Source organism: Mycobacterium sp. SP-6446 (genome assembly GCF_001954045.1).
Lineage (GTDB): Bacteria > Actinomycetota > Actinomycetes > Mycobacteriales > Mycobacteriaceae > Mycobacterium.
The window spans coordinates 1-11,431 of the sequence record NZ_MBEM01000248.1; the positions used below are offsets into that span (position 1 = coordinate 1).

Consider the following 11,431-nt stretch of genomic DNA (forward strand, 5'->3'; position numbering starts at 1 on the left):
CCTCGACCGCCTCCTTGGCCAGCGCGCGCATCCTCGCCAGGTCTTCGGCGGTGGCCGGCTCGCGGTTGGCGCCGCGCTGGCCCATCACGTAGACCCGCAGCGGCGAGTGCGGCAGGTAGGCGGCGACGTCGATGTCGCGCTTACCCGCGTCCAGCGCGTCCAGGTATTCGGGGAAGGTCTCCCACGTCCACGGCAGGCCGTCGGTCATCACGACACCGGGAATGTCCTCGACCCCCGCCATCACGTCGACGAGCACGTCGTGGTCTTCCTGGCGGCAGGGCGCGAAGCCGACCCCGCAGTTGCCCATCACCACCGTGGTCACCCCGTGCGCCGACGACGGGGTCAGGCGTTCCGACCAGATCGACTGGCCGTCGTAGTGGGTGTGCAGGTCGACGAACCCGGGCGTGACCAGCAGCCCGGTCGCGTCGATCTCCCGCGCGGCGCCGTCCCCGTTGACCGACCCGACGGCCCCCACCTTTTGGATCACTCCATCCTTCACCGCCACGTCGCCGACGTACGGCTCACCTCCGGAGCCGTCGACGATGGTGCCGTTGCGGATGACGAGGTCGTAGGTCATCTAAATAATCTACGACCGTGTCGGGTGCTCATGCCAGGATCAGTTCCGTGATCGACCACCTGGGAATCAACTGCGCCGACTACCCGAAATCGCAGCACTTCTACGACTCCGTACTCGGCACGCTGGGCTACTCGCGGCAGCTGGACTTCGGCCGGGCCATCGGATACGGCCGCGACGGGCATCCGGCATTCTGGATCTCCGACGGTGCCGGCATGGGATCCAACCGCGAAAACCACATCGCGTTCGAGGCCGCCGACGAGCATGCGGTGCGCGCTTTCCACGAGGCCGCGGTGGGTCTGGGCGCCGAGTCGCTGCACGAGCCCCGCGAGTGGCCCGAATACCACCCCGGCTATTTCGGCGCGTTCGTGCGCGACCCGGACGGCAACAACGTCGAAGCGGTCTGGCACGGGCGCCCGTAATGTCGGTGGCATGGCCAACACCCCCAGCACCGACGCCGCCGCGCAGGAGCTGCTTCGCGACTCGTTCACCCGATTGATCGAACACGTCGACGAGCTCACCGACGGGTTGACCGACGAGCTCTCGAATTACCGGCCGACCCCTAGCGCCAACAGCATCGCCTGGCTGATCTGGCACAGCGCCCGGGTGCAGGACATCCAGCTGGCCGATGTCGCCGGGGTCGAGCAGGTGTGGACCCGCGACGGCTGGGTGGACCGGTTCGGCCTGGACCTGCCGCGCAACGACACCGGCTACGGGCACGGCCCCGACGAGGTCGCGAAGGTGCATGCGCCCGCCGACCTCCTGTCCGGCTATTACCACGAGGTGCACAAGTTCACGCTGTCCTACGTCGCGGACGTGACCGCCGCCGAGCTGTCGCGCGTGGTGGACACCAACTGGGATCCGCCGGTCACCGCCAGCGCGCGGCTGGTGAGCATCATCGATGACTGCGCCCAGCACCTCGGGCAGGCGGCCTATCTGCGCGGGATCGCGCAGTAGGTTCTAACGCGTGCGATTCGCGACGATGGTGGTCTTGTGGCTGGCCGCCACGGTCGCGCTGGCCGTGGCCATTCCGGCGGCATGGGCGCAGTGCAACGTCGTCAACGACGACGGCTACGCGGCGTTTGCAAAGAATGCCGCGGCCGATCCGGCGCTGCAGTCGGCGGCGGCCTCCGAGCTCACCACCCGGGCGATGGCGCTCATCGCCGAGCGCGGCGGTGGACGTTATCCGGTCGACGGCCAGCAGGTGCACGACGCCGCCACCGCGTTCACGTCCGGGCCCGGCTTTCCGCCGCTGTTCGCCCAGGTGAACCGGGCCGCCCACGGCTGGTTGTTCACCGGCAGCGGGTCGAGCGATTCATGGGTCATCGACCTGGCCCCGATGCTCAAAGACGATTCGCTGCAACGGGTATTGAGCAGTCACAACGTGAAAGTGCCTGCGACGCTGACCGTTCCGTTGACGGTGCCCGGCCCATTGCGGCAGGGGCAGCTGAGCCGGCTCGCTATCTGGGGCCCGTGGGTGAGTCTCGGTGCGGCGGCCCTCAGCGGATTCTGCGCGCTGCTGACGCTGGCCGTTGCCCGGTGCCGCGGCAAGGCACTGACCAGCCTCGGCGTCTCGGCGCTGCTCGTCGGCGCGGCGGGATGGGCGGGTATCGAGGCCGGTGGCGGGTATGTGAACAGGGCGCTCAATCACACCACCGGCGACATCCGCCGGATCGCCGAGGTGATGATCGACCACGCCGAGGCCGGGCTGCGTCATTGGCTGAACCTGACCTTGGTCACCGGCGCCGCGCTGGTGGTGTTGGGCGTGATCGTCGCGGTGCTGGGCGCCCTGGTGCAGAAGGCCCCGAAAACGGCCTAGCTCAGCGGCAATTCGGCCAATATCGGGGTGGTCGGCTGCGGCGACCCCGCGCCGGGTTCGACGGTGAACGCCAGGGCCGTCGACGATCCGAGGTTGGTCAGCGTCTCCTTCGTCGAGGGCGCGACGGCCGCGGCGCCCATCGTCCCGGCGGAGGTCGGGCCGTTGGTTCCGATCAGCCACATCTGATAGACGGTGCCCGGCGACGGCGGCGGCACATTGTTCATCACCAGCACGCCCGCGTTGCGGTCGCGGGAGAACATCACGGTGGCGGTCCCGTTCGCCAGCGGTCGCGAGACCGTCCGCACATCGGGGGCGGCCAGCACCTGTTCGGCGACCGTCGAGGGCGCCGGCGGCCGCATCAGCACCCCGACACCGAACGCTGCGGCGCCCACCACGACCGCCGCCGCCGCGGACGCCAAAGCGGCTGTCCGCCAACTCAATTGACGCACGCCACGAGACTTCACCGCCGCCAGTGTGGTCCTCCGCAGGTGTGCCGGGGGTTCGGTCGCGGTGGCCGCCGCCACGACCGCCATCGTCTCGCGGACGGCGCGGACCTCGTCGTTGAAGGCGGCGGCCACCGGCGCCGGCGCGGACGCCAACCGCCGGTCGAGGTCGGCCCGCTCCCCGTCCGACATGGCGTGCAGGGCATACGGCGCCGCCAGTTCGAGCAACTCGAAATCGGTCGGGTCGGTCATGACACGTCCAGGCAGTTGCGCAGGCCGCGCAGGGCGTCGCGGATGCGCGACTTGATCGTCGACAAATTGGCGGCCAACCGCTGCGACACTTCGGAGTACGTCAGGCCGCCGTAGTAGGCCATCTCGATGCACTGCCGCTGCGCCTCGGTCAGCGCGTCCAGGCATTCGGTCACCCGGCGACGTTCCTCGACGGCGATCGCGGAATCGGCGACCGGGTCGTGCGCCGCGGCGCTGACGGGTTCGACATTGGCTGCGCCGTAGCGTGATTCCCGACGGCTGCCGGCCTGCTCGGCGCGCACCCGGTCGATGGCCCGCCGGTGCGCCATGGTCATCAGCCAGGCGAGGGCGGAACCCTTCGAGGCGTCGTACTCCGACGCGGTTCGCCACACCTCGAGATAGATCTCCTGCGTGGTCTCCTCGCTGTAGCCGGCATCGCGCAGCACCCGTACCACCAGTCCGAACACCCGGCTTTTGGTCAGGTCGTAGACGGCGGCGAAGGCGTCGCGGTCCCCGCGCGCAACCCTGCGCAGCAGGGCGTCGAGGTCCCCGCTTCGCTGCGCCGCTCCGGTCATCGATCGGTAGCCTATCGCCACACCGATCGGGGCGGTCGCGGGAAGAAAAACGCGGTCCGTTGCCGGTATTCGTCGAAGCCCGGCCGGCCGGCCATCAACTTCTCGGTGAGCCGGGCTCCGGTGACGTACACCAGGAAGTAGGTCATGAGCAGTGGCGAACCGACCGTCGCGAGCGACGCCCAGCCCGTGATGGTGGTCAGCCACAATCCCCACCACACCGCCGCGTCGCCGAAGTAGTTGGGGTGGCGCGTCCAGGCCCACAGGCCGCGGTCCATCACCGCGCCGCGCTGGGCGGGATCCGATTTGAATGCCTTCAGCTGCCAGTCGCCGACCGCCTCGAAGGTGACGCCGACCAGCCACACCGCCACGCCCAGCACGGTGACGGCCGTCAGTGGTTTCGGCGTGGGACCGCTGACCGCCGACAACTGCAGCGGGAAGGAGACGAACCAGGTGATGAAGGCTTGCAGCACAAAGACTTTGCGTATCACCTGGGACAGCGTGGCCTCGCGCAGCATGGCGGCGTAGCGGGGATCCTCTCCTTTGCCCGCGGTCTTGCGCTGGATGTGCCAGCTGAGCCGCAGGCCCCAGATCGCCACCAGCGCCAGCAGCAGCCATCGCCTGCTCGCCGCGCCCTGCCCGAGGGTCGCGGCGACGCCGGCGATGGCCACGAAGCCCACGCCCCAGGCGACGTCGACGACGTTGTAGCGGCCGATCCGCCTGCCGATTGCGAACGTGACCGAGTGCACGACGGCCAGCGCCGCAATCGACGCACCGGATACTTCGAGGAGGTTGATCGGATTCATCTGCGGCCCTCGCGTGTGAACGTCCACTGGTAGACGTCAAGATAGCCCGACCGGAATCCGGCCTCGGAGTACGCCAGGTAAAGCTCCCACATGCGCGCGAAGACCTCGTCGAAACCCAAGTGCGTCAACTCATCTCGTTGCTGCATGAACCGCTCCCGCCACAGGCGCAGGGTCTCGGCGTAGTGCGGCCGCAGCGACGTCATGTCGACGGTGTGTAAACCGGTGCGCCGCTCGGTGATAGTGGAAATGGCCTGGGTGGACGGCAGCAGCCCGCCGGGGAAGATGTACTTCTGAATCCAGGTGTGGGTGTTGCGGGTGGCCAGCATCCGGCGATGCGCCATGGTGATCGCCTGGATCGCCACGCGGCCACCGGGGCGCACCAGCCGCTCGAGCGTGGCGAAATACCGCGGCCACGAGTGATATCCCACCGCCTCGATCATCTCGACCGACACCACCGCGTCGTAGCAGCCGTCGACGTCGCGGTAGTCGCACAGGTCGATCTCGACCGAGTCGGACAGCCCGGCCGCGGCGACCCGACGCCGCGCCAGGCGCTGCTGCTCGGCCGACAGTGTCACCGAACGGACCTGCGCCCCGCGGGCGGCCGCGCGGATGCACAACTCGCCCCACCCGGTGCCGACCTCGAGAACCCGGCTGCCGCAACCGACTTCGGCCATGTCGAGTAGCCGATCGATCTTGCGTCGTTGCGCGGCGGCCAGGTCGCCCGCGGCCGCGGGCAGCCGGGGGAACAGCGCGCACGAGTAGGTCATCGTCTCGTCGAGGAACGCGGCGAACAGGTCGTTGGACAGGTCATAATGCTCGGCGACGTTGCGGCGGGCCTGATCTCGGCCGGCGCCGCGCCAGCGCGGCCGAAACGCCGGGCCGATCGGCCGCAGCCACTGCAACGCGCGCGGCACCAGATCGGCCACCGAGCTGGCGAAGACCGTCAACACCCCGGTGAGGTCGTGCGACGACCATTCGCCGGCCATGTAGGACTCGCCGAACCCGATCAGCCCGTGCCGCTCGATCCGGCGCGCCAGCGCATCCGCTCGATGAACCACCAATGTCGGGGCAGTCGGGTCCGCCGCTCCGACCACCGCGCCGTCGGGATAGACCAGCCGAAGCGGTAGGCGAGCGGCCGCGCGCCGCAGCAGCCGGTCGGCGATAGCCCCGGCGAAAGGGCTCGACGGCACCGTCGCGACCGCCGGCCAGCGCTTCGAATCGATTGCCGCCGAGGGCTTTTGGATGGCCTTCAGGCTCATCGCGGTACCACCGGAAGTCGACGTAACCACAGCTTGATCCCCTGTATCCGGATGCGCGCGGCGACCACCAACGGCGCCAGCGGCGAAATGATTTGCATGATCGCGACCTGTCTGCTCGTTGCCGGACGCCGCTGTCCGCGCATGGTGGCGCTGAATTCCGGGAACGCCCGCCCGTGCTCGCGGTGCAGCGAAACGGTGATGTCGACGACGGCGCCGGGGCGGGGCGCTCGCACCAGGTAGTAGCCGTCGACTGGGTTGAACGGCGACACGTAGAACTGTTTGGCCGTGGCCACCGGAAGGTCGGCCGGGGGCAACAGGTAGGCGTGACGTTCGCCGTAGGTGTTGTGCACCTCGGCGATCACCTGACGCAGCCGGCCGTCTCGGTCATGACACCAGAAGACGCTCAGCGGGTTGAAGACATAACCGAACACGCGGGCCTGCAGCAGCGCGGTGATGCGACCCTCGGGTGCGGCCACGCCGTTCTCGGCGAAGAAAGCGCTGAGCCGTTCGCGCAGTGAGCCGCCGTTCGAAAAGTGGTCGTCGGCGCGGAATCGTGCGAACGGCCGCAGCCACCAGGGCAGCCGGGGCAGGTCGTCGACGTCGACATACCAGCTGTAGCTTCGGTATTCGAACGCGTGGCGCACTGGAACCCGCCGACAGTGGGTGATCGTGGTGCGGTAGATCGCGGGTGTCAGCACTTCGGGAAGCGCGTCGGGAAGCGCGTCGGTCAGCACGCGGCCACCTCCCGGGGCCGGGTCGCCGCCGGCCAGTCGGCGCCGAGCCGGCGGGCGGCGCGCAGCCCCGACGCGGCGCCGTCCTCGTGGAACCCCCAGCCGTGGTAGGCGCCGGCGAAGACCAATCGATCGTCGTCCAGAGTCGGCAACAAGCGTTGGGCGGCAACGGATTGCGGCGTGTACAGCGGATGGCTGTAGGTCATCTCGGCGATCACCGATTCGGGCCGCACGTGGTCATGCCCGCCCAGGGAGACCAGGTACCGGCGCCGGGCATCGAGACGCATCAGCCTGCTGATGTCGTAGCTGACCACCACGCGGTCGTTGCCGGGAGTCACCAGGTAGTTCCACGACGCCCGCGCGCGGCGGTGGCGCGGCAGCACCGAGGAGTCGGTGTGTAGCTGGGCCCGATTGGTGGAGTACGGAATCGCGCCCAACACGGCGCGCTCTCGCGGCGTCGCGCCGTCGAGCAACAGCAACGCCTGGTCGGGATGCACCGCGACGACGGCGGCGTCGAAAAGGCGTGGCGGGTTGTTGCCCGCCCGCACTACCACCCCGTCGGGCACCCGGCGCAGCGAGTGCACCGGCGTCGACGTCGATACCTCGTCAAGCCGGGCGGCGACGGCCCGCACGTAGGTTGCCGAGCCCCCGGTCACGGTGCGCCACGTGGGTGAGCCGAACACCGACAGCATGCCGTGGTGCGCGAGGAAGACGAACAGATAGCGGGCCGGGTACCGCAACGCGTCGTCGCCGGCGCAGGACCACACCGCCGCCACCAACGGCGTGATGAAGTAGTCGATGAAGTACGGCGAGAATCCGTGTCGGTTCAAGAAGGCGTCCAGCGTCTCGAGGCCGTCGGCATCGTCGCCCAGCAGCCGCAAGGCGGCACGGTGGAACCGGACGATCTCGGCGAGCATGCGCAGGTAGCGCGGTCGCAGCGACTGCCGGCATGCGAAGAGGCCCCGGACCCCAAGGGCGCCAGCGTATTCGAGTCCGATGTCGTCGGCCCGCACCGACATTGACATCTCCGAGTCCTGGGTGGCGATGCCGAGTTCACCGAACAATCGGCACAGTGTCGGGTAGGTCCGGTCGTTGTGCACCAAGAAGGCCGAGTCGACGGCGACGACCCGCCCGTCACCGTCGTCGACGACGTGGGTGTGCGCGTGGCCGCCGAGCCGCGCGTCGGCTTCGTACAGGGTGACGCGTTCGCGCCCGGAGAGGACGTAGGCCGCGGTGAGGCCGGCGACGCCGCTGCCGATGACCGCGACCGAGCGTGTGTAGGGCTGATCCACATCAGCTATTCGGAGCCACCGACCTGGCGGACGGGCTGCGGGGCGCTTACCGGTGTCTAGCCGAGGGTGAACGACCGCAAATCACACGATGTGCGTTATACAAATCACACGATGTGCGTTATCCTCAGCCGGTGGCGCAACTCACCTTCCAGCGCGCCCGCACCGAGGAGAACAAGCGTCAACGTGCGGCGGCCCTTGTCGAAGCCGCGCGCTCGCTGGCGGTCGAGACCGGAGTCGCCTCAGTCACTTTGACCGCCGTTGCCGGTCGGGCGGGAATCCACTACTCGGCGGTGCGGCGCTACTTCACCTCGCACAAGGAGGTGCTGCTGCACCTTGCCGCCGAAGGGTGGGCCCGCTGGTCGGGCACGGTCTGCGAGGAGCTGGGCAAGCCGGGGGCGAAATCGCCGGCGCTGGTGGCCGAGACCTTGGCCAACGCGCTCGCGGCCGACCCGCTGTTTTGTGACCTGCTGTCCAATCTGCACCTGCATCTCGAGCACGAGGTGGACATTGAGCGGGTCGTCGAGGTGAGGCGGAACATCGCCGCCGCCGCGGTCGCGCTGGCCGATGCCATCGAGGGTGCGCTGCCCGCGCTCGGCCGCTCCGGCGCCTTCGACATGTTGATCGCCGCATACTCGTTGGCCGCGGCGTTCTGGCAGATCGCCAATCCCCCGGAGCGGCTGACCGACGCCTATGCGGAGGAGCCCGACGCCCTGCCGCCCGAGTGGAACATCGACTTCGCATCCGCCCTTACCCGAGTGCTGACGGCTACCTGCATCGGCCTCGTCTCCGAGTCGTCATGAACAGCGACGCGCGGGTGCAGAAGGGCCGTCGAAGGGGGACTGAGGTGGGCAACGCGTTCAAGAGGCCGTGGGTCGTCGCTAACGTTAGGCTATTTAATGTTTCGCCCGTGAAGGACTTGAAGCGCCCATGACGACGACTGAGCCAAGGACCGAGCCGCTAATGAAGCAGGGCTCCGCCGACAGCGAGGGCAACGAGGTCGCCCCACAGCGCGCCAAGAAAAAGGGTTTGCTTGGCCGCTTCTGGCTGGTGCTCACGATCGCGGCTGTGGTCGCGGTGTCGGGATTCGTCGTTTATCGATTGCACGGCGTCTTCGGCGTTCACCGCGGTTCGTTCGGTGGTGGCACCTCGGGCGAGGTCCTCGACGAGTTCAACGCCAAGACGATCACGCTCCAGGTCTGGGGCCCACCGGGCAGCACGGCCACCATCAACTACCTCGACGAAAACTCCCACCCGCAGCAGGCCCTCAACGTGCCCTTGCCCTGGAGCAAAGTATTGAGTTCAACCAAGCCCGGCATTCCGGCAAACCTGGTGGCGCAAGGCGACGGCAGTTGGATCGCCTGCCAGTTCGTGGTGAACAAGCACGACGGGAGCGGTGACGTCATCAAGACTCCGAACCGCTCAAATCCCAACCAAACCGTGAACGCCTTCGTCTACTGCCTGGACAAGTCCGCATGAGCGAGCCAGCCGAGGCTCCGCCGCGCGTCGACCAGCCGCTGATCCCGCCGTTCCTGCCGCGGATGATCCACCGGCTGGCCCTGCCGATCGTCCTGGTGTGGTTGGGCATCGTTTTCATCACCAACACCGTGGCCCCGCAGCTGGAGGTCGTCGCCAAAACCCACTCGGTGTCGATGAGTCCGACGGACGCGGCGTCCTTTCAGTCGATGATGAAGGTCGGATCGACGTTCAAGGAGTTCAACTCCGACAACTCGGCCATGATCTTGCTGGAGGGTGACAAGCCACTCGGGGCCGAAGCGCACCGCTACTACGACGAGATCGTCAGGCGCGTCGAGCAAGACAAGAAGCACGTTCAGCACGTCCAGGATTTCTGGAGCGATCCGCTGACGGCGGCGGGTTCCCAGAGCCACGATCAAAAGGCCGCGTACGTCCAGGTCTACCTGGCCGGCAACATGGGCAGCGGGGAGGCGACCGAGTCTGCCTTAGCCGTCCGCAAGATCGTGGACTCGGTGCCCGCGCCGCCGGGCATCAAGGCCTACGTCACCGGGGCGGGTCCGCTGTTCGCCGATCAGTCCCACGCGGGTGAGAAGGGCGTCGCGAAGGTCACGCTCGTCACCTTCGCAGTGATTGTGGTGATGCTGCTGTTCGTCTACCGCTCGGTCGTCACCATGCTGATCATGCTGGCGATGGTGTTCATCGAGCTGGCGGCGGCCCGCGGTGTCGTCGCGACGCTCGGTAACTACGGCGTCATGGGGCTGTCCACCTTCGCCAACAACATGCTGGTGCTGATGGCGATCGCCGCCGGGACGGATTACGCGATCTTCGTGGTGGGGCGCTATCACGAAGCGCGCGGTTTGGGCGAGTCGCGCGAACAAGCGTTCTACACCATGTTCCACAGCACCGCGCACGTCGTGCTCGGGTCGGGATTGACCATCGCCGGCGCGATGTACTGCCTGAGCTTCTGCCGGCTGCCGTACTTCCAGTCGCTGGGGGTGCCGTGTGCAGTCGGCATGCTGGTCGCGGTGCTCGCGGCTTTGACGCTGGCTCCGGCGATGCTGACGGTGGCGTCATTCTTCAAGCTCCTGGATCCGAAGCGAAAGCTGCAGACTCGGGGCTGGCGCCGTATCGGCACGGCGGTCGTCCGCTGGCCCGCACCGGTTCTCGCGGTGACCATCGGGATCGCATTGGTTGGTCTGCTCGCCCTGCCCGGTTACAAGACGGACTACGACAACCGCCACTTCCTGCCGGCGGACACCCCGGCCAATGTCGGTTATGCCGCCGCGGATCGGCACTTCGACCAGGCTCGGCTCAATCCTGAGCTGTTGATGATCGAGACCGATCACGACTTGCGTAACCCGGCCGACTTCATCGTCCTGGACAAGGTCGCCAAGGCGGTCTTCCACATCCCCGGTATCGGCCGGGTGCAGACGATCACCCGGCCGTTGGGCACGCCGCTCGACCACAGCACCCTCGGTTTTCAGATGGGCGCACAAGCCGCAGGGCGGCTCCAGACTCAGCACTATCAGGAAGAGCAGGCGGCAAACCTGCTCAAGCAGGCGGACGAGCTGCGCAGGACGATGGCAACGCTGCGTGAGCAGATGCAGGTCACCCAGGATCTGAGCAACACCACACACGAAACCACCAGGCTCACCAAAGAAACGGTGAAGATCACCGAGGCGTTGCGCGACGACATCGCCAACTTCGACGACTTCTTCCGGCCGATCCGCAGCTTCTTCTACTGGGAGAAGCATTGCTACGACATCCCGGCCTGCTGGGCACTCCGGTCGGTCTTCAACGCGCTCGACGGCATTGACCAGGTGGCTGAGAACATCGTGGAGCTCAGCGCGAATCTGGACAAGCTGGATCAGATTCAGCCGAAGCTGGTGGCGCTGATCCCGCCGCAGATCGAGAGTCAGCAGCGCAACCTCGACACCGTCATGTCGAACTATGCGATCACAAACGGTCTCAACGACCAGGCGAAGGCGCAGGCCGACAACGCCACCGCGCAAGGCGATGCCTTCGACAAAGCGAAGAACGACGACACGTTCTACCTTCCGCCGGAGGCGTTCAACAGCCCGGATTTCGCGCGGGGCCTCAAACAGTTCATCTCGCCGGATGGGCGCGCCGTCCGGCTGATCATCTCCCATGAAGGTGACCCGGCGAGTCCCGAAGGCATCCGCCACATCGAACCGATCAAGCAGGCCGTGCAC

General features: G+C 67.6%; 13 protein-coding genes. 6 read left to right on the plus strand and 7 right to left on the minus strand.

Going from position 1 to position 11,431, the window contains the following annotated elements; genetic code table 11:
• A partial coding sequence (locus A5736_RS22115) for an amidohydrolase family protein (protein ID WP_139333505.1) occupies positions 1–577 on the minus strand: 577 nt, incomplete at its 3' end.
• Between the two features lie 47 nt (positions 578–624).
• On the opposite strand from A5736_RS22115, the gene A5736_RS22120 reads away from it, so the two are divergent.
• From A5736_RS22120 to A5736_RS22130, 3 genes are read left to right on the plus strand one after another with little or no spacing between them, the layout of a single operon-like run.
• Positions 625–996 carry a VOC family protein gene (locus A5736_RS22120; protein WP_076248566.1) on the plus strand — a complete coding sequence of 124 codons (372 nt, stop codon included), beginning with the start codon at positions 625–627 and terminating at the stop codon, positions 994–996.
• 10 nt (positions 997–1,006) lie between these two features.
• On the plus strand, positions 1,007–1,531 hold the full coding sequence (locus A5736_RS22125) for a mycothiol transferase (RefSeq protein ID WP_076248568.1): 525 nt from the start codon (positions 1,007–1,009) through the stop codon (positions 1,529–1,531).
• Between the two features lie 10 nt (positions 1,532–1,541).
• A complete protein-coding gene (locus A5736_RS22130; RefSeq protein WP_076248569.1) occupies positions 1,542–2,393 on the plus strand; it encodes a hypothetical protein in 852 nt (283 codons plus the stop codon).
• Here the strand turns inward: A5736_RS22130 and A5736_RS22135 are convergent.
• Genes A5736_RS22135 through A5736_RS22160 form a run of 6 tightly spaced genes read right to left on the minus strand, consistent with a single transcriptional unit; the run spans position 2,390 to position 7,745 of the window.
• Positions 2,390–3,088 carry an anti-sigma factor gene (locus A5736_RS22135; RefSeq protein ID WP_076248571.1) on the minus strand — a complete coding sequence of 233 codons (699 nt, stop codon included), beginning with the start codon at positions 3,086–3,088 and terminating at the stop codon, positions 2,390–2,392. The genes A5736_RS22130 and A5736_RS22135 overlap by 4 nt on opposite strands.
• On the minus strand, positions 3,085–3,660 hold the full coding sequence (locus A5736_RS22140) for a sigma-70 family RNA polymerase sigma factor (RefSeq protein WP_076248581.1): 576 nt from the start codon (positions 3,658–3,660) through the stop codon (positions 3,085–3,087). Before A5736_RS22140 ends, A5736_RS22135 begins: the two co-directional genes overlap by 4 nt.
• Before the next feature lie 11 nt (positions 3,661–3,671).
• Positions 3,672–4,463: a DUF1295 domain-containing protein gene (locus A5736_RS22145; protein WP_076248573.1), complete on the minus strand. Its 792-nt coding sequence runs from the start codon at positions 4,461–4,463 to the stop codon at positions 3,672–3,674.
• On the minus strand, positions 4,460–5,722 hold the full coding sequence (locus A5736_RS22150; RefSeq protein WP_076248575.1) for a class I SAM-dependent methyltransferase: 1,263 nt from the start codon (positions 5,720–5,722) through the stop codon (positions 4,460–4,462). Before A5736_RS22150 ends, A5736_RS22145 begins: the two co-directional genes overlap by 4 nt.
• Positions 5,719–6,453: a DUF1365 domain-containing protein gene (locus tag A5736_RS22155; protein ID WP_371328404.1), complete on the minus strand. Its 735-nt coding sequence runs from the start codon at positions 6,451–6,453 to the stop codon at positions 5,719–5,721. The genes A5736_RS22150 and A5736_RS22155 overlap by 4 nt, the downstream gene beginning before the upstream one ends.
• Positions 6,450–7,745 (minus strand): NAD(P)/FAD-dependent oxidoreductase, encoded by a 1,296-nt coding sequence (locus A5736_RS22160; RefSeq protein ID WP_076248577.1) that lies wholly within the window; start codon positions 7,743–7,745, stop codon positions 6,450–6,452. The genes A5736_RS22155 and A5736_RS22160 overlap by 4 nt, the downstream gene beginning before the upstream one ends.
• A gap of 113 nt (positions 7,746–7,858) precedes the next feature.
• Between A5736_RS22160 and A5736_RS22165 the strand changes: the two genes are divergently transcribed.
• From A5736_RS22165 to A5736_RS22175, 3 genes are all read left to right on the plus strand, one after another.
• Positions 7,859–8,545: a TetR family transcriptional regulator gene (locus A5736_RS22165; RefSeq protein ID WP_076126773.1), complete on the plus strand. Its 687-nt coding sequence runs from the start codon at positions 7,859–7,861 to the stop codon at positions 8,543–8,545.
• A 127-nt stretch (positions 8,546–8,672) separates the two neighbouring features.
• Positions 8,673–9,221, plus strand: coding sequence for an MmpS family transport accessory protein (locus A5736_RS22170; protein ID WP_076126776.1), 549 nt, complete (start codon positions 8,673–8,675; stop codon positions 9,219–9,221).
• Positions 9,218–11,431, plus strand: a 2,214-nt coding sequence (locus A5736_RS22175; protein ID WP_076248579.1) for an RND family transporter, incomplete at its 3' end; no start/stop codon positions are given. The genes A5736_RS22170 and A5736_RS22175, both read left to right, overlap by 4 nt.